The sequence below is a fragment of the Priestia sp. FSL H7-0729 genome, from assembly GCF_038005685.1.
GTDB lineage: Bacteria > Bacillota > Bacilli > Paenibacillales > Paenibacillaceae > Paenibacillus.
The window spans coordinates 358,037-380,817 of sequence record NZ_JBBOTQ010000005.1; the positions used below are offsets into that span (position 1 = coordinate 358,037).

The 22,781-nt window shown below is 46.5% G+C and carries 24 protein-coding genes and 1 pseudogene; 10 read left to right on the forward strand and 15 right to left on the reverse strand.

Annotated elements, in window-relative coordinates; genetic code table 11:
* Positions 1 to 45 precede the first annotated feature (45 nt).
* Together MHH93_RS14820 and MHH93_RS14825 are read right to left on the reverse strand one after the other, a co-directional pair.
* Positions 46 to 213, reverse strand: a complete 168-nt coding sequence (locus tag MHH93_RS14820; RefSeq protein WP_500054658.1) for a hypothetical protein — start codon at positions 211 to 213, stop codon at positions 46 to 48.
* Positions 214 to 297: 84 nt separating this feature from the next.
* Positions 298 to 1,230 (reverse strand): serine hydrolase domain-containing protein, encoded by a 933-nt coding sequence (locus MHH93_RS14825; protein WP_500054659.1) that lies wholly within the window; start codon positions 1,228 to 1,230, stop codon positions 298 to 300.
* A gap of 171 nt (positions 1,231 to 1,401) precedes the next feature.
* On the opposite strand from MHH93_RS14825, the gene MHH93_RS14830 reads away from it, so the two are divergent.
* Positions 1,402 to 1,845: an Lrp/AsnC family transcriptional regulator gene (locus MHH93_RS14830; RefSeq protein ID WP_500054660.1), complete on the forward strand. Its 444-nt coding sequence runs from the start codon at positions 1,402 to 1,404 to the stop codon at positions 1,843 to 1,845.
* A gap of 121 nt (positions 1,846 to 1,966) precedes the next feature.
* Here the strand turns inward: MHH93_RS14830 and MHH93_RS14835 are convergent, their stop codons facing one another.
* From MHH93_RS14835 to MHH93_RS14850, 4 genes are all read right to left on the reverse strand, one after another.
* Positions 1,967 to 3,172, reverse strand: coding sequence for an MFS transporter (locus tag MHH93_RS14835; protein WP_500054661.1), 1,206 nt, complete (start codon positions 3,170 to 3,172; stop codon positions 1,967 to 1,969).
* A 125-nt stretch (positions 3,173 to 3,297) separates the two neighbouring features.
* The gene (locus MHH93_RS14840) at positions 3,298 to 4,161 is read right to left on the reverse strand and encodes an alpha/beta fold hydrolase (protein ID WP_500054662.1); all 864 of its coding nucleotides are present in this window, start codon (positions 4,159 to 4,161) and stop codon (positions 3,298 to 3,300) included.
* Between the two features lie 57 nt (positions 4,162 to 4,218).
* On the reverse strand, positions 4,219 to 4,641 hold the full coding sequence (locus MHH93_RS14845; protein WP_500054663.1) for a MarR family winged helix-turn-helix transcriptional regulator: 423 nt from the start codon (positions 4,639 to 4,641) through the stop codon (positions 4,219 to 4,221).
* 143 nt (positions 4,642 to 4,784) lie between these two features.
* Positions 4,785 to 5,849, reverse strand: a complete 1,065-nt coding sequence (locus MHH93_RS14850; RefSeq protein ID WP_500054664.1) for an ABC transporter substrate-binding protein — start codon at positions 5,847 to 5,849, stop codon at positions 4,785 to 4,787.
* A gap of 166 nt (positions 5,850 to 6,015) precedes the next feature.
* On the opposite strand from MHH93_RS14850, the gene MHH93_RS14855 reads away from it, so the two are divergent.
* On the forward strand, positions 6,016 to 7,092 hold the full coding sequence (locus tag MHH93_RS14855; protein ID WP_500054725.1) for a FecCD family ABC transporter permease: 1,077 nt from the start codon (positions 6,016 to 6,018) through the stop codon (positions 7,090 to 7,092).
* 1 nt (position 7,093) lies between these two features.
* The gene (locus MHH93_RS14860; RefSeq protein WP_500054665.1) at positions 7,094 to 7,861 is read left to right on the forward strand and encodes an ABC transporter ATP-binding protein; all 768 of its coding nucleotides are present in this window, start codon (positions 7,094 to 7,096) and stop codon (positions 7,859 to 7,861) included.
* Positions 7,862 to 8,013: 152 nt separating this feature from the next.
* On the opposite strand, the gene MHH93_RS14865 is transcribed toward MHH93_RS14860, so the two are convergent.
* On the reverse strand, positions 8,014 to 8,652 hold the full coding sequence (locus MHH93_RS14865) for a DUF421 domain-containing protein (RefSeq protein ID WP_500054666.1): 639 nt from the start codon (positions 8,650 to 8,652) through the stop codon (positions 8,014 to 8,016).
* A 154-nt stretch (positions 8,653 to 8,806) separates the two neighbouring features.
* Between MHH93_RS14865 and rnhA the strand changes: the two genes are divergently transcribed.
* The 5 genes from rnhA to MHH93_RS14890 all read left to right on the forward strand — a co-directional run bounded on the left by rnhA (position 8,807) and on the right by MHH93_RS14890 (position 13,040).
* Entirely contained in the window at positions 8,807 to 9,460 is a 654-nt protein-coding gene (gene rnhA, locus MHH93_RS14870; protein WP_127545028.1) for a ribonuclease H, read from the forward strand.
* A 212-nt stretch (positions 9,461 to 9,672) separates the two neighbouring features.
* The gene (locus MHH93_RS14875; protein ID WP_500054667.1) at positions 9,673 to 10,542 is read left to right on the forward strand and encodes an alpha/beta fold hydrolase; all 870 of its coding nucleotides are present in this window, start codon (positions 9,673 to 9,675) and stop codon (positions 10,540 to 10,542) included.
* 301 nt (positions 10,543 to 10,843) lie between these two features.
* A complete protein-coding gene (locus MHH93_RS14880) occupies positions 10,844 to 11,833 on the forward strand; it encodes a serine/threonine protein kinase (RefSeq protein WP_500054668.1) in 990 nt (329 codons plus the stop codon).
* A gap of 194 nt (positions 11,834 to 12,027) precedes the next feature.
* Complete coding sequence (gene imm48, locus MHH93_RS14885) at positions 12,028 to 12,465, forward strand: Imm48 family immunity protein (protein WP_500054669.1); 438 nt, start codon at positions 12,028 to 12,030, stop codon at positions 12,463 to 12,465.
* Between the two features lie 35 nt (positions 12,466 to 12,500).
* Complete coding sequence (locus MHH93_RS14890; RefSeq protein ID WP_500054670.1) at positions 12,501 to 13,040, forward strand: RNA 2'-phosphotransferase; 540 nt, start codon at positions 12,501 to 12,503, stop codon at positions 13,038 to 13,040.
* A 187-nt stretch (positions 13,041 to 13,227) separates the two neighbouring features.
* On the opposite strand, the gene MHH93_RS14895 is transcribed toward MHH93_RS14890, so the two are convergent.
* From MHH93_RS14895 to MHH93_RS14915, 5 genes are all read right to left on the reverse strand, one after another.
* Complete coding sequence (locus tag MHH93_RS14895) at positions 13,228 to 14,085, reverse strand: SDR family oxidoreductase (RefSeq protein ID WP_500054671.1); 858 nt, start codon at positions 14,083 to 14,085, stop codon at positions 13,228 to 13,230.
* A gap of 140 nt (positions 14,086 to 14,225) precedes the next feature.
* Positions 14,226 to 14,651, reverse strand: coding sequence for an Rrf2 family transcriptional regulator (locus MHH93_RS14900; protein WP_500054672.1), 426 nt, complete (start codon positions 14,649 to 14,651; stop codon positions 14,226 to 14,228).
* A 62-nt stretch (positions 14,652 to 14,713) separates the two neighbouring features.
* A complete protein-coding gene (locus MHH93_RS14905; RefSeq protein WP_500054673.1) occupies positions 14,714 to 15,538 on the reverse strand; it encodes a carbohydrate ABC transporter permease in 825 nt (274 codons plus the stop codon).
* A 1-nt stretch (position 15,539) separates the two neighbouring features.
* Positions 15,540 to 16,412 (reverse strand): carbohydrate ABC transporter permease, encoded by an 873-nt coding sequence (locus tag MHH93_RS14910; protein WP_017687164.1) that lies wholly within the window; start codon positions 16,410 to 16,412, stop codon positions 15,540 to 15,542.
* Between the two features lie 105 nt (positions 16,413 to 16,517).
* On the reverse strand, positions 16,518 to 17,822 hold the full coding sequence (locus MHH93_RS14915) for an ABC transporter substrate-binding protein (protein ID WP_500054674.1): 1,305 nt from the start codon (positions 17,820 to 17,822) through the stop codon (positions 16,518 to 16,520).
* A gap of 168 nt (positions 17,823 to 17,990) precedes the next feature.
* Between MHH93_RS14915 and MHH93_RS14920 the strand changes: the two genes are divergently transcribed.
* Together MHH93_RS14920 and MHH93_RS14925 are read left to right on the forward strand one after the other, a co-directional pair.
* Positions 17,991 to 19,877, forward strand: a complete 1,887-nt coding sequence (locus MHH93_RS14920; protein ID WP_500054675.1) for a cache domain-containing sensor histidine kinase — start codon at positions 17,991 to 17,993, stop codon at positions 19,875 to 19,877.
* Positions 19,878 to 19,881: 4 nt separating this feature from the next.
* Entirely contained in the window at positions 19,882 to 20,691 is an 810-nt protein-coding gene (locus MHH93_RS14925; protein WP_500054676.1) for a response regulator transcription factor, read from the forward strand.
* On the opposite strand, the pseudogene MHH93_RS14930 reads toward MHH93_RS14925, so the two are convergent.
* The 3 genes and pseudogenes from MHH93_RS14930 to nirD all read right to left on the reverse strand — a co-directional run bounded on the left by MHH93_RS14930 (position 20,692) and on the right by nirD (position 22,730).
* Positions 20,692 to 21,320: pseudogene (locus tag MHH93_RS14930) on the reverse strand (YfbR-like 5'-deoxynucleotidase). It lies immediately after the preceding gene.
* A 251-nt stretch (positions 21,321 to 21,571) separates the two neighbouring features.
* On the reverse strand, positions 21,572 to 22,354 hold the full coding sequence (locus MHH93_RS14935; RefSeq protein ID WP_500054677.1) for a formate/nitrite transporter family protein: 783 nt from the start codon (positions 22,352 to 22,354) through the stop codon (positions 21,572 to 21,574).
* Between the two features lie 49 nt (positions 22,355 to 22,403).
* A complete protein-coding gene (gene nirD, locus MHH93_RS14940; protein WP_440390553.1) occupies positions 22,404 to 22,730 on the reverse strand; it encodes a nitrite reductase small subunit NirD in 327 nt (108 codons plus the stop codon).
* Positions 22,731 to 22,781: the final 51 nt, after the last annotated feature.

Sequence of the window (22,781 nt, forward strand, 5' to 3'; positions counted from 1 at the left end):
AACAAGTAGACCCGCCCAATCCAATTGGGCGGGTCTACTTGTTGTTTATATTCCTGCAGCTTTTTTACTCTCACGAATGCCAGCGTAGATCGCATCACAGATATCGGTAGTATACTTTCCCGACATTCCTTCAAGTGCCGTATTGGTGAATGCGGCAACACTAAGTTCTTCTTTTGGATCAACAAACCAGGAGTGACCATAGGTTCCGCCCATCCGCCAGGTACCCGGGGATTCCGGTGTACCAGCTGCAACAGGATCTTTAAGAAGGGTAAAACCAAGGCCGAACCCTCTTCCTGGCTAATACGGCATGTCGAGTTCACCGATTTGATTCGTGGCCATCTCGGTGGCGACAGCTTCCGTAAGAATAGGCTGTCCCCCTTGCCGCAATGTCTCAAGTAAAGTGAGAAAATCTCCGGTGCTTCCAACCATACCCGCTCCGCCCGACAAGTAAGCAGAAGTACGATTCGCACGGTTGGGGGCGAGCCGGAAGCCAGCAGTACCCTCAATAAAAGGAATCAGCTCCAACTCCTGATGGAGAAGGCGCGGTTCTTCAGAACCATCAGCGTATGCAGCGGTCAACCGATCCGAATCCACCGCAACAAAATCGGTGTCCGTCATGTGAAGTGGACGAGTAACCAGTAATTGAACAGCTTCTCTTAATGACCTTCCGGTTAACTTTTCAATAACGGCTCCCAGTACATCTGTCGCGATGGAATATCTCCACATGTTTCCTGGCTCATACAAAAGAGGAACGGAAGCAAGCCTGTGGAGATTCTCCTCCAGACTGATTTCAGATAAATCCATTCCGTCCGAGACCCCCGCACGTTCATATGTGCCTTGGTCTTCTTGGAAGAACCGATAGGTCAAACCAGCGGTGTGCGTCATTAACTGATGAATTGTTATTTGGGCGTCCTGACCATTGGCAAGCCAGGGCCGGAATGCAGGTAGCCACCGAGTCACCGGATCATGAAGATTCAGCTTTCCTTGTGAGATCAATGCCAGAGCTGCTGTTGACACAATGGGTTTGGTTACGGAAGCTAGTCGAAACAGAGCGTTTTCTTCCATGATACGCTTTTGTTCCCTGTCTGCGAAACCAGCAGCCCGGCTGTATATCAGTTCCCCTCCCAATGCAGCCTGCACAACCGTTCCTACGATTCTTTTTTCGCTTATAGCGCGGTCTATTGCCTCATCCACATAAGTATGCAATGTGGTTATGTTTTCTTTTCCCATTCAGATCTTCTTCTCCTCCACGGATATGATTGATTATTGATTATGACTGTGTATATTATATAAATGATTTAATGTTGTATCACATAAGGTGTTAAAGGTATTATGATTAATTAGCGAATAGATTTAAGGTAATATTTAATCATATCTTATCGTTTTAAAGGAGTGTATTACATGGACGAAATAGATCAGCATATTCTGTTTCACTTGGAGAATCAGGCGAGATTATCCATGACCGAGTTAGGGAAATTAGTCGGATTATCTCAACCGGCTGTGACTGAACGAGTCAAACGAATGGAAGAAAAGGGGATTATCGAGGAATATCGTACGGTGATTTCCCCATCCAAATTGGGCAAGCAGAGCACAGCATATGTTCTTTTTCGTACACGGGATTGTTATCCTTTCCTGGATTTCTGCCGTGCGTCACCTGAAGTCGTGGAATGTTACCGGATAAGCGGGGAGTATAATTACTTGCTGAAAATCCTTACAGACACGATCCAGGGACTTGAAGAGTTCCAGAACAAGTGTGACCCATACGGGACTTACATGACCTTGATTACGATGTCTTCTCCGATTGCACATAAAAATCTCATGCAAGGACCGAATTTGCTGGCATAGACAGAATAAGACCGCAGTCTATATAACTTTAAAATGAAATGCAGAAGAGGAGTTCACATCAAGTGAACTCCTCTTCTGTCCTTTGTGTCACTCATGGTGTCTCATGCAAAATGCCTTCCTGTTACTTTACTTTGGGGAATCCATATTTATAAGCCCGCATAGCTATGAGCAATGCAGGAATGAGCAGGATAAAAAGCGATCCGGCAAGGTATCCTGCTCCAAATACTTCAAGAAGGATGCCCCCAATGATGCCTCCTCCGCCAATGGCCAGATTCCATGCTGTAACCAGCATCGATTGGGTGACATCCGCACTTTTGCCTCCGGCTTGAGCAATGGCAGTTTGCAGTAGTGTGGCAGCCCCACCAAACGTAATTCCCCAGATCATGATGCCAAGGATAATCATCACAGGTTGATGAGTACTGATTCCCATCACGACAGACCCGAGAGCGAATGCTGCCAGACTGATGATCACTAATCTTCTCAAAAATCGGTCAATAAGCATTCCGGTTAACCAAATTCCCACAATGGAAGTGATACCGAAAATGAGCAAAATCAAATCTACTCTGTTAGCAAATACGGTCTGGGCAAGGTAGGGAGAAATATAGGTGTAAAGGATATTATGGGCAAGCATCCAGGCCAGAACAACAAACAGAATGGGTCTAACTCCGGGAATTAAAAACACCTTATGCAGCGGAAGACGTTCCCCAGCCGGTTCTCCTGCAAAATCCGGCATTTTCCAGAGAATCCACACGATCAACGCTGCGGTCAGAAGAGATACAATCCCGAAGATGAGGCGCCAGCCGATATAAGAACTGAGAAAACTGCCGATCGGGACACCAAGAGCTAACGCCACCGGTGTGCCGACCATAGCCACGGCCATGGCCTTGCCTTTTAAAGAATCCTGGACCATCCGACGAGCATAACCTGCTGTCATTCCCCATAACACACCGGCAGAGACCCCAGCCATAAAACGAGCAGCAAGTGTCAGGATATAATCTGAGGATAAGGCGGTAACGGTGTTAAAGACAAGAAAGCCGCCAATGCATACCAGCAGTAGAGGTCGTCGTCTCCATCCACGTGTAGCCGCAGTCAAGGGAATGGCAGCAATAAGTGATCCAATGGCATAAAGAGTCACCAACTGTCCGGTGAGGGCTTCTGTGACCCCCAAGTCTTTTGCAATTTGCGGCAGCAGTCCCGCAGGCAGACTTTCAGTGAGGATGCAAATGAATCCAGCCATGGCTAAAGCAAGTAGCCCCGCCCACGGAAGGCGTTCTGAAGATATGGAAGGCAGCTCCCTTTGCTTGGGGAGGGATGTGTTAATGGCCATGAATTAAAACCTCTTTTCTTATTGTTTAATCCTATCCAGAACTATGCATATAAGCTTATCTAAAAAAAACAAACTTTTGCATACAGGATTAAAGGTAAGAAGGAGGTCTTAACATGGTATTTATTTTATTTTGTGAGTTTTTCCGTTAATTCAAAAGGGTGCTGTCTGTTCAACCATTCCAGAATGAGTTTGACAGGTTCCAAGTACCGTTGGCCTACCAGCAAACCCGTATGGGTCGTATCCCACAGTCCGGCATATGCAGCGCCCAGCTGCTTGGCAGTTAATTGGCCTCTCTGATCTTCGTCTTCACAGGAAACAGCCTTGATCACCAAGCTGGGACAATGGATCAGGTCGCCATTAATGGATATTCCATCGGCTCCACACAGGGCTGAAAAGGTAGCAAATGCCTTGGCAGATTCCGTTTGCAGATATTTTCGCTGAAAAGCAATGTCTTCTGCCGTCTCATCTATACTGGTCAGTTCATCACGGACAGGTGAAGGCATGATAATGTCCGATACGGTGGCTCGATCTGCTTCAGGATAAGGTACGGCATCATGGACCTCCTTGCTTATGCTGGCATCAATGACAACCAGGCCTGCGAGAGTAACGGTTTCGGCAATCTTTTGACTGAGAATCCCGCCCATGCTGAAGCCAATAAGAACGGGAGGTTCGTTGATCCCGGCTAACACATCCCGAATATCCTCCAAATAATCGTCAAACGTAATCTTTGTCATGTCCATGACCCGACTTTTGTAATGGCTTCTCAAGTTCATGACATAACAGGTCCAACCGTGCTGGACAAAATGGGGAATATATTTGCTCCACATCCAGCTGCCTGTGTAGGCACCGTGAAGGAACAGCAGTGGAGGCTTCTTGGTCACTGTTTCGGCATCATGAGGCAGGGTTCCTTCGAATATCTCCAAGTGCAAATCATGTTCTCCAAACTTCTTGACCTCATGTTTCGGTAATAATTGTGTGTAATCTGTCATACCTAAAACCTCCGTTACTTTTTTTGTTTGATATCAAACTATTTCTTCAAAAAAAAATTAGAAGTTGCCATGAATTTTCATTAAAATTCGAAGCAACTCTTTTTTTTCCGCTTCCGTAACGTCCGCATAGAACGCGTCCAGCATGCGCTGGGATATCTCTTCAAATACAGGCTTTAATTCTTCGCCTTTTGCAGTCAAAGCGACATGAACAACGCGTGAATCTGTTGCATCACGCTCTTTGACAACGTATCCTGTCCGCACCAATTTGTCCACAAGTGCGGTCACCGTGGATTTATCCTTGCGAATTTTTTTGGCGATTTCAGCCATGGTCATCCTGTGATTGTTGTACAAAGCATAGATAATATCCCCATGGGAGGTAGCGAGATCCTGAATTCCCTGCTCAGCCATCTCGGCCAGGATGAAGCGGTTGACCTTCTCTTTAATTTTGGATATGAGTGAAATAGCGTCTCTTGTTTTCATATGTGTAATATAGTTTGATACCAAACTAATGTCAAGCTTTGATTCATGGGTTATTGCATAAAAAAAAAGCAGTGAGAATGTCTTCTCCTGCTCTTTTGCTTTTACTTCATTGCAAGTCTACATTACAAGCCAAAGTCCAGTTATTACTTGATCGGATTAGCTTTCATTTCTTGTCCCATTTTCTCAATGCCATCCAGAATTTGATATCCATAACCCCAAAACTGGCTGAAATCTGTGACATAGATTTGTTTGTTTTTGATCGCGTTCATGCTTTGCAGGGCAGGGTTGGCATACAGGTTCTCAATTAGCTTATCGATATCCGGTGAACCGGCATAAGCGGACAAGAGCAGGTAGTCCGGGTTCGCTGTAATCAGCTGTTCCACACTGACCTCACCTTGCACACCATCAAACGTATTTTTCAGCTTCAACAGGCCAAGGGCATCAAGCTGATACGTATCATTCTGCATGCTGCTTACCGTGATACTGTCTTCCGTAGCAGGTACGATGTAGGCAAAAGAATGCTCAGGCTGATCGGCTACACTTGCCTTAATGGCTTCAACACGAGTCTTCAGACTTTCTGTGAATGTTGCGGCATTTTCTTGAACGTCGAAGATTTGCCCAAGTTGTGCGATATCGCTATACAGGATATCGAGTGTGCCTTTGTGATTCGTCGTTTGCAGGAATGTGCGGATATTCATGTCATTCAATCCATCGACGGTACCCACACCCCAGTCTGCATCAGCGAACAAGTCACCCCGTCCGAGTACCAGATCCGGGCTTGCACCTACCACCAGTTCTTTACCTACATAATCCTTGGACAATACCGGAATTTTGGCGAAATCATCAGCCACATCCGGTGTAACGGAACCGTATAGAGCAGCAACGCCGACCATTTTATCAGTCAGACCCAACTTGATGAGCATCTCGGCCGCAGATTGAGTATTCGCAACCACACGTTCCGGTGCTTTATCGAATACTTGCACTTTCGGTTTCCATTCGCCGCCCTTACCCGAGATTGTAAAATTATCGATGGTGAGCGGATACGTCGTTTTATTTAAATTCTCAGCAGGAGCTGAAGTTTCTGTCGTGTTCGTTGTTGAAGTTGTTTCTTCGGCAGGAGAAGAAGTGGAAGCACTCGAACAGGCTGCAAGCAGCAGTAACAGGAGACTTAGAGCAGCGAAGCCAATGGTTCTGGATGTGAATTTCATTAAACGATGAACCCCTTTTCGATGTGTTTTAAATTGACAAAGATAATCATTCTCAATTATAATCCGAGAAAATGCTTTGTAAATAGCTAAGATCAAATTGTTCTACATTTTACGCAGATTGATGGGGGAAGAGATGGCACAGACGGTTCAGGTTCAGACGCAGCGTATGGGGAAAAGAGAGTCTCTGATTCATAGTAAATCGGGGTTTGTTTTACTGATTGCAGCTTTAATCATGATTACGCTTATTTCTGTAGGGATCGCGGTTTCCATTGGACAGGTTCGTATTCCGCTGGCGGAATCATATCGTATTCTTTTGTACAAATTAACGGGATTTCAGTGGGGGGCAACACCCATTGAGACAGGTTCCTTTACCGATATCATCTGGCAGATTCGTTTCCCGCGTGTGCTGATGGCAATGTTTATCGGTGCAGGCTTGGCCTTGTGTGGAGCAGTTATGCAGGCTGCTGTGCAGAATCCGCTGGCTGATCCGTACATACTGGGTATATCCTCAGGGGCTTCACTTGGAGCAACCTTTGCGATTCTCATTGGATTCGGTGCCATTGGATGGCTTGGTCAGACCGGGGTGGCTTTTTGGGCATTCGCCGGAGCGATTGGTGCGTCCTTACTGGTCCTGACTTTGGCAGGGATTCGGGGGAAAATGACATCGGTCAAGCTGGTGCTTGCCGGAATGGTGATTAACGCGCTGTGCAGCGCTTTTTCAAACTTTATTATTTATTTTGCCAACAATGCTGAAGGCATCAAAACGGTGACATTCTGGACCATGGGCAGTCTGGCGACTTCGGGTTGGAGCAAGCTTCCACTCGTAGGGATCGTCGTACTGGTGGCGATTCTATTCTTCCTTTTACAGTCCAGAGTTCTCAATACGATGTTATTGGGGGATGAAGCAGCCGTTACACTGGGGATTAATCTGAGTGTGTACCGCAGGGTGTACATGCTGTTAACCGCTTTGGTGACAGGCGTCATGGTGGCGAGCTGTGGCATGATTGGTTTTGTGGGACTAATCATTCCCCATATTGTGAGAGGTCTGGTGGGTTCTGATCATCGTAAAGTGATGCCTGTATCCGTGCTGTTTGGAGCCATTTTCCTTATCTGGACGGACGTTATTGCACGATCCCTCATATCCAGCGTTGAGTTGCCGATCGGGATCATTACGGCCATGATTGGTGCGCCGATGTTTATGTATATGCTGGTCAAAAAAGGCTACGGTTTTGGAGGGAATTAACATGAAGCTGAACGTAGAAAATGTATCCATCTCTGTGCTGAACACGGACATCATCAAGGATATTTCATTACAGGTGAACGGCAAACAGTTCGTCGGACTGATCGGACCGAATGGTTGTGGCAAGTCAACGCTGCTCAAGAGCATCTACAAAGTGATCAAACCGCAGCAAGGCAAAGTTTTCCTGGACGATACCGATATTCTCAAATCCAGTCCCAAGGTTGTTTCCAGACATATGGGCGTTGTCGGCCAGTTTAATGAATTGAGTTTTGATTTTACGGTGCGAGAGATGGTCATGATGGGGCGTACCCCCCACAAAAAAATGCTGGAGACGGATAATGAACGTGACCACGAAATTGTGGAGCGGGCGCTGGAAAAAGTGCATCTGACTGGACATGCAGACCGCAATTACGTGTCTCTGTCTGGTGGAGAGAAACAGCGTGTGGTCTTGGCGCGTGTACTGGCACAGCAACCTCAATTCCTGATCCTGGACGAGCCGACGAACCATCTGGACATCAAATACCAACTTCAAATTCTAAATATTGTCCGTGGACTCGGCATTGGCATCTTGGCAGCGCTGCATGATCTCGAACTCGCCGCAGAATATTGCGATTATCTCTATGTGGTGAAAAAGGGCCAGATTGTGGTCCATGGCAAACCGGCTGATATTCTGACCCGTGAAATGATTGGCGAGGTGTTCGATGTAGAATGTGAAATCTATGAAAATCCAGTGACGGGTGGCTTGGGTATTGCTTATCTGAGTACACGGTGACGATTGTGATTCAATTACATGGGAGTTGCTGCGGGATGACCTCGAAAACTCACGATGGCAAAGGTTGCAGCAGAAGTAGACCGTACCTTGTTAGAGCACTGTAGATAAGTGCTCTAACAAGGTGCGGTCTTTTTTTTTGTAGTGGGGAAATTCTATTGGAGCTTGGGATCGACAGGCTGAGCGTGAGCGCCTTCACTGACTTCTTCAAAAATATCTGTGGAGTTATCACTCGCCGTGGAAGACTTGCTACTGTGTTGTTGTTGCTGTTGGATGTATTCTCCCGTTGCTGGACTACTATCTGTAATCGCATAACTTCGTAGGATCTCTTCCAGATCTCCAATCGTCACGGGACGAGCATGTCGTTTCAGGACATAACCAAGTTGACCATTGGGTTCCACCGTTGCCGTCTCCAGATCATCTACACTTGTAATTCCGTTCTGCCGCATATGCATCTCAAGCTGATCCATCGTATAACGCATACGTTTCAGATTGGGTATAATGACCTTCCCGTCCTCTACCACAATTTTGGAACTGCCACTCATTAACCGTTCAAAAATATTAAATTTCAATTGCAGTTGTTCCACCACAAGTAATGTCAAAATGAATACCGATGCTGATCCAATCGCTTTGCCAAGCTCATGATTCGCGATAGGCTGTACAATCGTTGTTCCGATGGAGATCATGATGACCGTTGTGGCAACACTCATCTGTGAGATCGACTTACGTCCTGCAATTCGCAGGAGAATCATACCGATAAGTACAAGTAAAACAGATTTCCATATCCAGTCCATACGTATATTCCTTTCTATTCCAGTATGCGCTTTGCTTCTTAGGCTGTTCTGGAGTTGGAGGAATTATGCAGATGGCTGAGTCGATAGCTTTCATTCCCCCCACTGGATCGTTTACAATAGGGTATTGATGAAGTGAACAAAGGAGCGGGTCAAAGTGGCAAAACAGAAATACTATGTTGTCTGGGAAGGCAAGAAGCCGGGTGTGTATAACACATGGGCGGATTGCAAAGCGCAGACGGATCATTATACTGGAGCAAAATATAAATCCTATGAGTCCAAAGCAGCCGCAGAAGAAGCGTATCGTGCTGGATGGAAAGGAAACTGGGGTTCAAGTGCAGGCGGAGCGTCGAAGACAAAGTCGGCTGGTAGCGGAAGAAGCGCAGGCATGGAAACGTCGGAGGAAGTGGATTATGACAGCATCTCTGTTGATGTGGGCACACGTGGTAACCCCGGACCTGTAGAATACAAGGGGGTAGACACCCGCACCGGTGAGATTATTTTCTCCGTTGGACCAATCTCCAAAGGCACGAACAATCTGGGCGAATTCCTGGCCATTGTACATGCCCTTGCCCATCTGAAAAAAGAAGGCAGTACCAAAACGGTGTATACTGACTCGGTCAATGCCATGAAATGGCTAAAGCAGAAAAAAGTAGCCACGACGTTACCAAGAGACAACTCCACGGAGGAGATCTGGTTGATGATTGATCGTGCGGAGCAGTGGCTGCAGACGAATACGTACAGCAATAAAGTGCTCAAATGGCAGACCAAACAGTGGGGCGAAATCAAGGCCGATTACGGCCGGAAATAAGTATTTCTCCTTAAGATGAGCCCTTTATTTCTGGTCTATTAGAATCGTTATTTACAATTTCCAGTTTCCGCTCTATAATCATCTGAATATGATTAGTTAAACATATGGAGGAGCCTGTCATCTGCAGGCCCTCTTTATCTTTTTGGACCTTCGATTTATAGGCCAAGTTTACGAGAATCAGTTATTTTGAGTATATATTGCAGGAGGCAGACATGAGTTCCATTTATAGAAGTGAAGAAGGCAAGAGCAGCATACTTGAAGAGTATGAGATTTATTTGAATGAGTTGGGTGAGGCGTTTACTCGTGAGTATGTAGAGACGCGTTTTGGTAAGACGCATGTTCTACTGACGGGTCCTCTGGATGGCAAACCGTTATTTATTCTCCAGGGCGGTAACTGTGTGAATCCGATGACCTTGTCATGGTTCTCTTCTTTATTTAAAGAATACCGGATTATTGCTCCTGATACGATTGGTCACCCTGGTTATAGTGAGGAAGCGAGTATCTCGACACGGTTTGATAGCTTGGCATTATGGGTGTCGGATCTGCTTGACCACTATGAGATTGAAAAGAGTGCGTTTATCGGCCCATCATTTGGAGGAGGCATCATTCTCAGACTGGCTACCTATATTCCGGAACGCATCTCGTGTGCCGTATTGGTTGCTCCTGCGGGTCTTGCGGTCAATTCCAAAATTAAAACAGCTCAGGATATCACGCTGCCGCTCGTCAAGTATCGGATGACATCTTCACCATCTTCCTTGCAAAAAATTACGGACACCATGTCGTGCAACTGCATGAAAGAAATGGATAAAAACATTATCGGCAAACTTTTCAAATATGTCAGCATCGATCAGGATCTGCCCAAACTCACAGAGCGGGAAGAACTGGCGAACTATACGTCTCCAACCCTGTTATTGGTGGGGGAGAAGGATGTATTTTTCCCTGCGGATAAGTGTATTGAACGTGCTCAAAAGATTATTGCGAATGTGCAAGCCATCAAGTATGATACCGGACATTTTCCTTCCCAGGACGTATTGGTTCAGATGAACGAGGAAATCGGGCAATTTTTACAGAAAAATTATTAAAAAAAGTTGATAAAGATGGACTCAGCAATGTTTTTATCCAGTTTAATTAAGTAATTCCCCGGATCTGTCGATAGAGTATATAAGTGTGCTTTTCTTCAAATAGAAGAATGAGAATCTCGATTAGGAACAAATTCTAGTAAGTTTGATATAAAAAAAATAATTAACTATTTCGCGTTGAGGTGTTTCAAAATGTGTCATTTGGTTTATATAGATGGTTGGCGATGGAATGCTGACTGGTTGAACCAAATGATGCATTTACGCGGAAAGTCTTCCGATCGACAAGGTTGAAAAGAGGTCTGTTATGAGAAAAGACAATTGCAAAATGGCATTGCAACGCAATGTGATTATAAATGATACATATCAGGTAAGACAGGTATTAGCCAGTAGTGAGTTGGCTATTGTATATGCAGGGCGAGATCGTAACACGGGTACCAAGGTAGCCATTAAGGAATTTTTCCCACAGAGGCTGGCTGAACGAAAGGCAGACAAACGTGGGGTGTTCTGTTCTTCGCGAGGATACGGTGGGCAATATCAGGAGTTACTGGCTGCATTTCTGCTCGAAGGTGAACTGTTATCGAAACTGGATCATCCTCATATTGTTTCGTATTTGGACCATTTTGAAGCGAATGATACAGGGTATCTGGTTATGGAATACTGCACGGGTATCACATTGACCGAATATTTGAATGAACACAATCATGCGCTTGATGCTGCCTTTATAACGGAGACACTGCTTCCACTGGTGGATACACTGGATTATATACATAAGCAAGGCATTCTTCACCGGGACGTGAAACCTTCCAACATCATGGTCATGGAGGATGGTACACCCAAACTACTGGACTTCGGCTCAGCTACCCGTTGGCCTATGCAAACCGGAGAGAAACAGGTGATATTTACATCGGCTGGTTATTCTCCGCTGGAATTCTATTCGGAGAAATCCAGTCAGGGGCCGATGTCGGACATCTATAGCCTGGCGGCGCTGCTCCATTATTGGACTTGCGGGCAACCCCCTATGGACGTGAAACAGCGGTTGTTCCAAGATGAATTGCCATCTGTTCGCTCACATAATGAATATGTGAATCCTTGGCTTGCACGTGTTATTCATTGGGGGCTGACAGTTCGTTCCGAGAAGCGTTGTGCTTCCCTGGCTTGGGTCAAAAGTTCACTTCGAGTTCAAGCCTGGGTGTGGAAAGTGCGCAAGCCAGGTACCGTCGAATGGTCTTTAGCCGAGAATGAACATACTCAGGTCTATGAAGTGGAGCCGAAAAAGCAACATGAAACGGCTTGAGTTATAACATCTTTGATATAAATGGGTATGCTTGATGAGCATATTCCTACATCCAATTAAACCAAGTCGCCTTGTAAATGAGGAGATTTGGTTTTTTATTATGAATTTGAAAGGAACACCTTATCTCCGATACAATGTTCTCATAGAGTCTGAGAGAATGGATTAAATACGGTGCAGAAATGGAGAAAACCAAAATGACTGAATTTATTAACGCTGACGATATTAATGACGTAATTCTGGGTGCGGCGGCAAACGAGCTTGAACAGATGGTGGACAAAATGTGTGAGCTGATTGGCACCCCATTGGAACAGACGAGTGAACTGGAGCGTCAGGTCATGGCTGCTTTTGGTTTTGGTGCGGTGTATGGCATCACTCATCGGGATCAGCTGGCGGAGCCTCAGGCCCATGCCTTGAGCATTCGAATGCTAATCAAACCGTTTAATTACAGTGAGCAGCAGGCGGTTGATTTTGCGGATGATCTGATCCGGGTGGCTTCCGATCGTGAGGTTCATCCGGTGATGAATACGATTATTCAACGTGGGATTGATGGGCACCGCCAGTTCAATCAGGAAGATGATGAAGGATTGGAACGTAACATACAGGAGATTTTAACCGCGGTTCAATCGCAGTAATAGACGAGTTTTATTAGATTTGGGAGATGATTACAATGGATCTGATGAAATTAAGCAAGGAACTGTCATACGCTCTGCGACATGCCCCATGGGAGTATGAGCTGGAGCTGGACGAAGAGGGTTGGGTGGAAATCTCGCAATTGCTGGTGGCTTTACATGAAAGTCCGCAGTGGAAGGAAGTCACGGAAGCCGATCTGGAGCAGATGATCCAAGCCTCGGAGAAAAAGAGACATGAAATCTCTTCAGGCCGCATCCGGGCATTGTATGGACATTCGACGCCGCATAAGATATCCAAGATGGCGGCTGAGCCACCGGAAACCCTTTATCATGGGACACCCGCACGTGCTGTGAATTCGATTATGGAACATGGCTTACAGCCGCGGCAACGGCAATACGTACATCTGTCCGCAGATATGGATACGGCCAATCAGGTGGGACGAAGACGTGATGATCAGCCTGTTATTTTGAAAATCAATGCTGCTCAAGCGGCCATAGATGGAATTCTCTTTTATCATGGAAATGAAAATATCTGGCTGGCCGATCATATTCCTGCACGTTATATTCTTGAGGCATGACCTATGAGCAATGAGTGATCAACTGTCATGGAAAACACAAACCCCTACATGGAATTGCAGATGCAATTAATGGGTTGAGTGTGCAGTTATCCGTTCAACTTTTATATCGTTGTATTGATCTTCAGCTATACCAAAAAAAGGGACACATCCAATATTCGTTGGTGCGTCCCTTTCTCCTATCCAAAACTTACTTGCCTACAATCGCTTTAATACCTTCGCTTAGTGGCTGGGCCGGACGGCCAAGCAATGTCTCCAGTGTATTACTTTCTACCGCCAATGCACCTTCACGGATGGCACTTTGCATATCAACGAGCATGGATACGACAAAGTCCGGTAGACCTGCACCTTTCATGATGTCAGCGTATGTGGCATCGTCCACGTTCTGCACGTTGATATCCTGTCCAAGCACTTCACCAACAATGGCTGCCAGTTCTGCTTGCGTGCGCAGTTTGCCAGACAATTCATACACAGTATTTTCATGTCCTTCACCTGCAAGTACAGCTGCGGCAGCATGAGCATAATCACTGCGTGTAGCCCAGCCGACTTGGCTGTCGTTGGTGGCATGCACCCAAGGTGCGCCTTGCGTAGCTGCTTGTACGCTGCCTGCTTCATTCTCCAGATACCAGTTGTTGCGCAGGAAGGAATACGGAATGCCGGATTCACGAATCGCTTTTTCTGTAGCGCGGTGAACTTCCGCCAGGGATAGGGTGTTTTTCTCCGCATTTACAACGCTTGTATAAGCGATGAAGCCCACGCCTGCTTTTTTGGCAGCGTCCACGGCAGTCTGATGTTGGCGAATTCGCGTTTCATTGTCACCATCGGTGGAGATGAGCAACAGACGGTCTACACCGGCAAAAGCTTTTTCCAACGTCTCCGGTTGATCGAAATCACCGTGACGTACGTCAACGCCTTGAGCGCGGAGTGTTTCCGCTTTCTCTGGATTACGTACACTTACTGCCACATCCTTGGCAGAATCTGTTTTTAACAATGCCTCTACAACCAAGGAACCCAAATGACCTGTTGCGCCAGTAACCAAAATTTTCATTTTCTTTTCCTCCTAGGGTATGTGTTTTTGAAGCCAGATAAGTCGTATACGCTTATTACTTGAATATGGATGTAATCAAAAATGTTATAACAGATGTGATTACAACGAAAGGGTTAAAAAAAGCTCGCAATGAGCTTTTTTTATTCAGAGACATGAATCTGATCCATCATCTGCTGTATGGTTACACGATTCAAGCGCTGTTCCATAGCTGTCTGAGCCTCAATGAGTTCAGCACGCAAGGTGTGTTCAATCATGTTGCCGACCGGACATTTCGGATTCGGATGTTTGTGAAAGTTAAACAATTCCCCATCCTCCACCACTTCAAGCGCTCGATATACATCGAGAAGGGTGATGTCCGCCGGATTTTTCAACAAGGAAGCACCGCCCACACCGGGTCTGACGTCGATCAGACCAGCCTGTTTCAGCTTGGACATGATCCGGCGAATAATCACGGGATTGGTGTTCACACTCTGCGCGATCACATCTCCAGTGCATTCATTGGGCATAACAGCGATCAGGGACAGGGTATGAACCGCAATGGAAAAGCGACTGCTGATTTGTCTCATGGAATGATCACCACCGTTGTAACTATATTAGTTACAAATGAAACGAATGTCAACAAGAACTTTTACCCCTTCACTGCCCCAGAAGTCAGTCCCCCTACTATATACTTTTGCCCAATCAGGAACACAATTAATACAGGCAATGACGTGAGCACAATATCGGCACTGACCAGATTCCACTGGGCACTGAATTGTCCGAAGAAGTTATATACAGCAAGCGTCATCGGCCACATCTCGACCGTATTCAGCATATAGAGTGGAGCGGTAAACTCATTCCAGACACTCAGGAAATTAAGAACAAATACCGTCACTAGCACGGACGTGAGCAGGGGTACAATAATTCTCAGGAACAGCTTGATTCCGTTACATCCGTCCATGATCGCGGCTTCATCCAGCTCCTTCGGGATGTTGGACACAAACGCATACGTAATGAACAGCGAGATCGGAATGCCCATGGCCGTGTAGAGCAGAATCATGCCGAGATGTGAATTGATCATACCCATCGACTTCATGACTTCCATAAGCGGAATGTAGTTGAGCGGAAGTGTGATACCAAGAATCAGGAAGAAATACAGGAACTTGCTGAGCTTCGAATGATTACGGGATAACGTGAAGGCTGAGAAGGCCACAACAAACACTAGTAGCAGGGAAGAGGCCCCGGAGTGAAGCAAACTGTTGAAAAAGGAACCTCCCAAGTGTCCCTGTTCATAGACAATTTTGTAATTTTCGAAGATAAACTTCTCGGGCAGCGTCAGCTTCAGCACTTTGGCCTCGGCGTCCGACTTGAATGAATTCAGTCCAATGACGACAAAAGGAATCAGGACCACCAGGCTAAGCAGCCAAGCGAGTGCATTTAACCCGATGGAAGCCAATCTTTTTCTCAATCGCATGTTAGTATTCCACCTTTCGGTTCATCAAACGAATGATGAAAAAGGAGATGATAGCCATAATGACAAACAGAATGGTAGATAGCGCACTTCCGAGTCCCCAATACCCTTTGGCAAAAGAGGAATAGACCGCCGTGTTAATGACATCTGTTGCGTTACCGGGGCCACCGTTGGTTAGCACGTATACGGCATCGAATACTCTAAGCCCATACGTAATATTGAGCACCGTGGCAATGGTAATCGTAGGCATCAGCATCGGAATCGTGATCCGGAACAACTTCTGCCCGAAGCCGGCGCCGTCAATGGATGCTGCTTCGTAGTAATCCCGTGGAATGGCGAGCAGTCCGGCGATGAACAGCACCATGATGTACCCCATGCCTTTCCACGTATCCACTGCCATGATGGATGGCATGGCCCAGGTCAAGGAGCCCAGCCAGTTCTGGGCCAGAACGTCCAGTCCCATGGAACGCAGGGTCACATTCACAAACCCATTGTTGGGGTCGAGCAGACTTTTGAACACAAGCCCAACAATCAGGAACGACAGCACCTGCGGGGAGAAAATGATCATCCGATGCAGATTGGCGGCCTTTACACCGCTGACCAGGAGCAGAGCCAGGAACAATCCCAGAACAGTCTTGGCGATGGACGTAACGAGGGTGAAGAGAACGGTATTTTTGATAAAAAGAAGATATGTAGGATCACCCGCCAGAATGGTACGGAAATGCTCCAGACCGATAAAGTTCTTCTCTGAACTGTAACTGTTCCAGTCGGTGAAGGAATAATAGATGCCCAGCAGGGCGGGAGCGACGATAAACAGCAGATATAATACAATTGCTCCAGATGAAAAATACCAAGGATAGATTTTGTTCGCATTCATAACCGGTAACACCTTTCCTTCCTGCCAAAACAAAATACATGAGCGGGCAAATGCCCGCTGCATGTAACGCTGTTCAGCATTTATGTTTATCTGCAATATGTGCTATTACTGCCACTTCTCATCTTTCAGTACTTTGGCTTGTTCAGCACGGCGTTTATCAATGTTTTGCAGAATCTGATCCGGTGTCATGGCTCCGGCGAACATGCCCGACAAGTCTTTGCCAATGTCCATCCATTGTGGATCAATATATTTTACAGCGGCCTGCATGACCGTACCTTTTTCATGATTTTTCTCATAATCAATATAATCCTGTGTCAGCTTTGGTTCGATTTCCGGCCAGCAAATGGTCAGGTTACCTTCACCTTCATCAAACACACGTTGCAGATGATCATGCTCCGTAATCCAGCGGAAGAATTTCAGCACTTCTTCGGGATGTTTACTGTTCTTGTTACCAAACATCGCAGCTGAACCGCCCGGATTTACACCAATCGTCTGATTATCTCCCCACGGCATGACGAAGAATCCCATGTTGTCTTTCATTGCCGGATACGCTTCAGAGACTTCCTTTTCCGTCCCTGGAACCCGCAGCAACATCGCTGCTTTCTCCTGACCAAACGCTTCGATTCCCGCTTCTACCGTATTGGACAGGAAGTCTTTGCCGAAATAGCCGAGATCCGCAAATTCTTTCAGCTGTTCAATGACCGTCTTGAGTTGCGTCATATCTGCGACTTTCATCTCATTGTTGTTTAATTTCTCGTAGGTTCCCGCTGTCGTTTGCTCATAGTTAGGCCCCGTTTCGAACAAAGGCAGAACCTGATACCACCCGCTGGCAGGTGCCTGATAGAACGGAATAATGTCTTTATCCTTAATTTTCTGGCTGATCGCCTTGAATTCGGCATAGGATGTAGGAGGCTCTATACCGAGCTCTTGAAAGATCCGTTTGTTATAGTACACATACCAGATTTTCGTTGGCGCAAAAGAAACCCCATACACCTTCTCGTTGTGACTCACGGTTGGCAAAATCTCTTCGGACATTCGACCTGTGAATTCCTCATTGGTCAGGTCAATGGCATTTTCATCCGGTCTTACGTTAGCCGGCATGCTCAGTGGGTCCACATCGACATTGAAAATGTCAGGTGCTTCGCCAGAGGCCAGCTTCACCTTGATCAGGTCACGCCACTGTGCGTCAGGGACGACCTGGAAGTCAATTTTGACACCGGTCTCCTGCTCATATTCCTTGGCCATCGTCTGCATGATGCCTGTACGCGGAATACCCGATTGGCTTGTTCCAAACGTGAGTGTCACCTTACCCGAACCCTCCGTACTTTTCCCTGAGTTGCACCCGGCAAGCAGCAGAGTGGAGAGCAGGAGCACACTTGCAAGCGAAAATAGAAATCGTTTTCTCATCATTAAACCTCCCGGAATATAAAGAAAATTGTCACTTGCCGAAACGCTTAATGTAAGCGTATTCTTATGTGGATAACTTTACTGTGAACAGCGAATACGCTCAATAGACAAAAACGTTCTGTTGGGTGGACATTTTCGAATGGTGTGACAGATATCATCATAGGACGAGGTGTGTGGGAATTGCGGTATCGATTTGGAACGCTTCAGCAAAGTCTGTTTGCCTATTACTCTGCGGTATTTATTGTCTTTTCGCTCATTGTGGCAGGAATCCTGTATGTTTTTCTTGCGAGTGACATCCGTCACCGAAGTGAAGAACAGCAGAGACAACTGGGGGTATCGATCGTCAGTAATCTGGATCAGGAAGTGGTGAAAATGAACAACTTTTCCATGAATATTGTGTACTCCAATCTGGTCAAAGAACACTTCAGTCACTATTTGACACCAGCGGAAGGCAGTGAGCAGACACTGACGAGTGATCCGGCATTGTATAAGGATACAACCACACTGATTGATGTCATTCTGGCAATCATCAGCAGTTCCAATACAGCCAAGCAGGCCAATATCTATGATGTGAACGGCAAGATGCTGGGAGCAGGTGCATTCAACGGTCAACTGTCGGTAGACCTGACTCAGCGACCGTGGTACAAGGAAACCTGGGAGCGGAGTGGCTGGCGGGTGATTCAATTGTTAGAGGGGGGAGCTTTGCCCATGCCAACAGGTGAGGGGAATTCAGATCAACCCTTCATATCTCTTACCCGGGTATACAAAGATGGCAATTATGTCAGTCAGGGCGTCGTTGAGATTTTGCAGGATGCCGGAATCCTGTTTCAGCATTTGAATGATTTGCAGGCGAGTAACGAGGATCTTCGCATCTATGTGATGGATGAGCAAAATATACGCATGTATCCACTCTCTTCGGTTGATGATGCTTCTCAAGCAGGCCACTTCAATGATGTGGACTTGATTCAAAATCTCTCATTTCCACCTGAAACGATGCAGGAGATCACCGATCCTTGGAGTCATTCCAAACAAATGATGACGTACATCACGTCACAGGAGACGGGATGGACCGTTGTTGTCATGCAGTCCAAGCAGTCCCTGTTCGCGAGTCTCAACCGGATGGCCGTGATGTTTATCAGTGCCACGTTAGCTACGTTGATGCTGATTCTGGTTCTCTCGTATCTGATCTCCAAAAGGGTCACTTTGCCGCTACATCGCTTGCAGCGCATTATCCAGAAAACGGGTGAGAATGATCTCGTATCAGGACAAGATTCGGCGCATTTGTTCAAGTTGGAGCATCCGGGTTCCATCCGGGAGATGGATGAGCTGAATCATACGTTTATCCGGTTGAATCAGCAGCTGGTACAATCTTTTCAGGACAGACTTGCAATGAAATCGCAGGAGACCGAGGCGAGATTACTCGCGTTGCAGTCCCAGATGAACCCGCATTTTCTCTACAACAACATCACAAATATCAGCATCATGGCAGAGGAGGGCATGAATGAGCAGATTGTCGCGTTCTGCGGTCATATCGCGTCCATGCTTCGTTATATCTCCAATTCAGGCAAAAACGGGGTTCCACTGTCTCAGGAACTGGATTACTGTGAGCGATACCTGGAGTGTATGAAGATTCGGTTCGAGGATGATCTGCACTACGAGTTCCACATTCCGGAAGAGATGCAGCATATTCAGGTTCCGATGTTGATGATACAACCACTACTCGAAAATGCCATGAAATATGGACTCGGTGATACCCCTCCATGGAAACTGAATATTACTGGAAATATGGATGCGGTAGAGCAGACCTGGCAGATCCATGTGGAAGACAACGGGCCTGGCATGGAACCCGAAGCACTTGCCAAAATCCTGCATTACATCGATCAATCACAGGAGTGGGAGCGTATGCCTGACCTCGAAATTAACGGAATGGGACTCAAGAATATATGGCTTCGATTGAAATTATGGTATGGCACGGCAGCCCACATGCAGATTACGAACAAGCCTTCCGGCGGTGTCCGGATTACAATAGGTGGTTCCATTGGAAAGGAGCATGACTGAACCGATGACAATCAAATATAGAACGATTATTGTGGAAGATGAGGCCCTGATTCGCCGGAATGTCTCCCGCAAGTTCAGAGAGCTCAGTACCCGGTTCGAGGTGATTGGTGAAGCGCGGAACGGTCAGGAAGCGTTACAGCTCATCGAACATGCCGTGCCTGATCTGGTTGTAACGGATATACAGATGCCGGTAATGAATGGACTGGAACTCGCCAAACATCTGTATTTTGCCTATCCGCACGTGAAAATTGTCATTTTAAGTGGTTATCATGAATTTGAATATGCACGGCAGGCAATCAGTTACAAGGTGGAGGATTATTTGCTCAAACCATTATCGGAAGAGCAGCTTCTCACGCTGCTGGATGCGATGGAATTGAAGCTAGGGAGCGCTGTGGATTCGCTTGCCCATGTGAGTGCCGTACTGGATGAGCAGGTGAAGCCAGAGGATATCGCAGAAGCCGTTAAGCTGTATTTGAAGCAGAATTACATGCATGAGATTACACTCCAGGACATGGCTGGACAGATGCATTTTAGTGTGGACTATCTAGGAAAGTGTTTTAAGAAAGTAACGGGGGAGACTCCGCTGAAATATATGACAGGTCTGCGAATGAATGAAGCGAAGCGCATGCTCGTTACTCACGAGAATATGGATATCAAGACCATTGGTGGAGCGGTCGGGTATAGTGATTCCCACTATTTCAGCCGGATTTTCAAAAACAAAACAGGCATGTACCCCAGTGAGTACCGACTGCAATTGCAGGAACGAAAAAAAGCCCTGTCCATGGATGATGAGAACCATGTTGACTTGAGCTGATCACTGGGCCAGAGCTTCTTCGGTTATTTTGCGGATATCAAACGGGGAGCGAATACTTCTTCAATCATGTCGGGGAGAATCTGTTCCAGAAAATACTGCACACAGTGGAGGTTGATATTTTTGATTTTGACCAAGGCATAACGGTACATGACGATAAATTCTTTCTCCGTATTGCCACGTTGGAGTTCGGCAAAGGCTTCATATACCTGATCCATCTTGTCTGCGACTTCGAGAATCAGTCCTTCGACCGATTGATCTTTGCCCTCACGCAGCTGTCTGCGGAAAATAGGCTGGAATTCTTCAGGAATATTTTCATTAATAAAATGTTCAACCATGCCTTCTTCCACCTTTTGCAGCATCGATCGCAGCTCCAGTGAATAATGTTTGACTGGTGTTTTGATATCACCGATGAAGATTTCGCCATAATCATGACTGCTCGTAATCTCGTATAACTTCTTCCAATCAATGGTGACGCCATGCTGCTCCTCAATATCTGCGAGTGTTTTGGCGTACTGTACCACTTTCCAGGAATGAGCAGATACGCTGTGTTCCTCGAATTTGAATTTGCCAGGTGTACGAATAATACGTTCAAGATCATTCAGAGACCTGAAGTACGTATGAATTCCCATATAAGCGATCATCCTCTGCTTGATTGAGTATAAAGTCTGTGTATCCATCGACAATACACCAGTGATGTCAACTGTGGATTAACACGGATCGCGATCAAGGTAAAATGAGAAGACACAGGAGAAAGTACGCAGCTTATGGAAAAATCATAAAAGCCACGATGTGTGACTGATCGTGAGTTCAGCATCCATCGTGACTTTCGTGTGTAGAAGTTGGATTACCTAGCGCTACATAAGTGCAGTTGAGCCAGGAATTATGATTTTTTACGTACCGGTGAAGTATACCAGTATGCCATGCCGACAAAGAGGGCGCCGCCGATGATATTACCAAGCGTTACCGGAATCATGTTGTGGACCCAGCCTGCCAGTGTAATGGTATCCGGGTGGTTTGGCAACAGCCAGGACAGGGACAGCAAAGTCATATTGGCCACACTGTGCTCATACCCACTTGCAATAAAGGCGTAAAGACACCACCAGATGAGCGCAATTTTGGCGATATCCTCTTTTGTGCGAGCAGCCATCCAGATCGCCAAACAGACGAGCCAGTTACAGAGAATGCCGCGGAAGAATAACTCCGATACGGGAGCGGCCATCTTTTTGGCAGAAGCGACGAATAACAGATGTTCAGGCGCAGCCGTTTTGAACAGGCCGCTGCCTACAATAAGCAGACAGAGCAGGATCGCACCTAGCAAGTTGCCGATGAAGACGAGTCCCCAATTTTTCAGTGTATCTTTAACTGTGGTCCGGCCTGCAAGCGTGCTCATGGTGAAAAACATGTTGTTACCTGTGAACAGTTCTGATCCGGCAAAAATGACTAACGTGAGCGCGAGTCCGAAGGACATGCCCATCAACATGGTTTGCAGTGGTGACTGTGCCGCAAGAAGCGGGGCACCGATACTGAAGATCAGCACGATGCCAAGTCCTACATAGGCACCCGCCATTAAGGCAGCAACCATGTAGCGTGAAAGATTTGAATTCATCTGATCCCGTTTTTTAACCGCAGCTTCAATAATTCCCTCAACACTTGGTGTATACATCACGGTTTCCCCCATTATTTTGCATCAATCTTTGAACATTTCAATGGAGCTATACAGCAATCCAGACCTGGCCGTTCTCTACCTTGACTGGATACATCTGTACCTGACCATTGTCCGGTGCTTGCACAAGACCGGTCGTCAGGTCAATTTTCCAATCATACAGTGGATCGTACAGATAATGACCGGACACGATGCCTTCTGCAAGCGGCCCACCCTTGGGGTGTGGGTTGTGATTATCCGCAGCGAAGATGGTACCATCCGATGCAAGAAAGACTGCAAGCTGGTGATTCTGAATCTCAACTACTCTTCCGATTCGTGGCAGGAATTCTTCAACTCCTCCGGCAGGGAAGTAGGTGCCTGATTGTTTTGTCGTCATCTTAAACCACTCCTTTTATCTATTTAACGTTCCGCCAGTGTTGATCATGCG

Bases quoted from the DNA above. Each gene is read 5' to 3' on its own strand.
- MHH93_RS14820 (WP_500054658.1), bottom strand. From the start codon at position 213: ATGGGCGGAACCTATGGTCACTCCTGGTTTGTTGATCCAAAAGAAGAA.
- MHH93_RS14825 (WP_500054659.1), bottom strand. From the start codon at position 1,230: ATGGGAAAAGAAAACATAACCACATTGCATACTTATGTGGATGAGGCA.
- MHH93_RS14830 (WP_500054660.1), top strand. From the start codon at position 1,402: ATGGACGAAATAGATCAGCATATTCTGTTTCACTTGGAGAATCAGGCG.
- MHH93_RS14835 (WP_500054661.1), bottom strand. From the start codon at position 3,172: ATGGCCATTAACACATCCCTCCCCAAGCAAAGGGAGCTGCCTTCCATA.
- MHH93_RS14840 (WP_500054662.1), bottom strand. From the start codon at position 4,161: ATGACAGATTACACACAATTATTACCGAAACATGAGGTCAAGAAGTTT.
- MHH93_RS14845 (WP_500054663.1), bottom strand. From the start codon at position 4,641: ATGAAAACAAGAGACGCTATTTCACTCATATCCAAAATTAAAGAGAAG.
- MHH93_RS14850 (WP_500054664.1), bottom strand. From the start codon at position 5,849: ATGAAATTCACATCCAGAACCATTGGCTTCGCTGCTCTAAGTCTCCTG.
- MHH93_RS14855 (WP_500054725.1), top strand. From the start codon at position 6,016: ATGGGGAAAAGAGAGTCTCTGATTCATAGTAAATCGGGGTTTGTTTTA.
- MHH93_RS14860 (WP_500054665.1), top strand. From the start codon at position 7,094: ATGAAGCTGAACGTAGAAAATGTATCCATCTCTGTGCTGAACACGGAC.
- MHH93_RS14865 (WP_500054666.1), bottom strand. From the start codon at position 8,652: ATGGACTGGATATGGAAATCTGTTTTACTTGTACTTATCGGTATGATT.
- MHH93_RS14875 (WP_500054667.1), top strand. From the start codon at position 9,673: ATGAGTTCCATTTATAGAAGTGAAGAAGGCAAGAGCAGCATACTTGAA.
- MHH93_RS14880 (WP_500054668.1), top strand. From the start codon at position 10,844: ATGAGAAAAGACAATTGCAAAATGGCATTGCAACGCAATGTGATTATA.
- imm48 (WP_500054669.1), top strand. From the start codon at position 12,028: ATGACTGAATTTATTAACGCTGACGATATTAATGACGTAATTCTGGGT.
- MHH93_RS14890 (WP_500054670.1), top strand. From the start codon at position 12,501: ATGGATCTGATGAAATTAAGCAAGGAACTGTCATACGCTCTGCGACAT.
- MHH93_RS14895 (WP_500054671.1), bottom strand. From the start codon at position 14,085: ATGAAAATTTTGGTTACTGGCGCAACAGGTCATTTGGGTTCCTTGGTT.
- MHH93_RS14900 (WP_500054672.1), bottom strand. From the start codon at position 14,651: ATGAGACAAATCAGCAGTCGCTTTTCCATTGCGGTTCATACCCTGTCC.
- MHH93_RS14905 (WP_500054673.1), bottom strand. From the start codon at position 15,538: ATGCGATTGAGAAAAAGATTGGCTTCCATCGGGTTAAATGCACTCGCT.
- MHH93_RS14910 (WP_017687164.1), bottom strand. From the start codon at position 16,412: ATGAATGCGAACAAAATCTATCCTTGGTATTTTTCATCTGGAGCAATT.
- MHH93_RS14915 (WP_500054674.1), bottom strand. From the start codon at position 17,822: ATGATGAGAAAACGATTTCTATTTTCGCTTGCAAGTGTGCTCCTGCTC.
- MHH93_RS14925 (WP_500054676.1), top strand. From the start codon at position 19,882: ATGACAATCAAATATAGAACGATTATTGTGGAAGATGAGGCCCTGATT.
- MHH93_RS14935 (WP_500054677.1), bottom strand. From the start codon at position 22,354: ATGTATACACCAAGTGTTGAGGGAATTATTGAAGCTGCGGTTAAAAAA.
- nirD (WP_440390553.1), bottom strand. From the start codon at position 22,730: ATGACGACAAAACAATCAGGCACCTACTTCCCTGCCGGAGGAGTTGAA.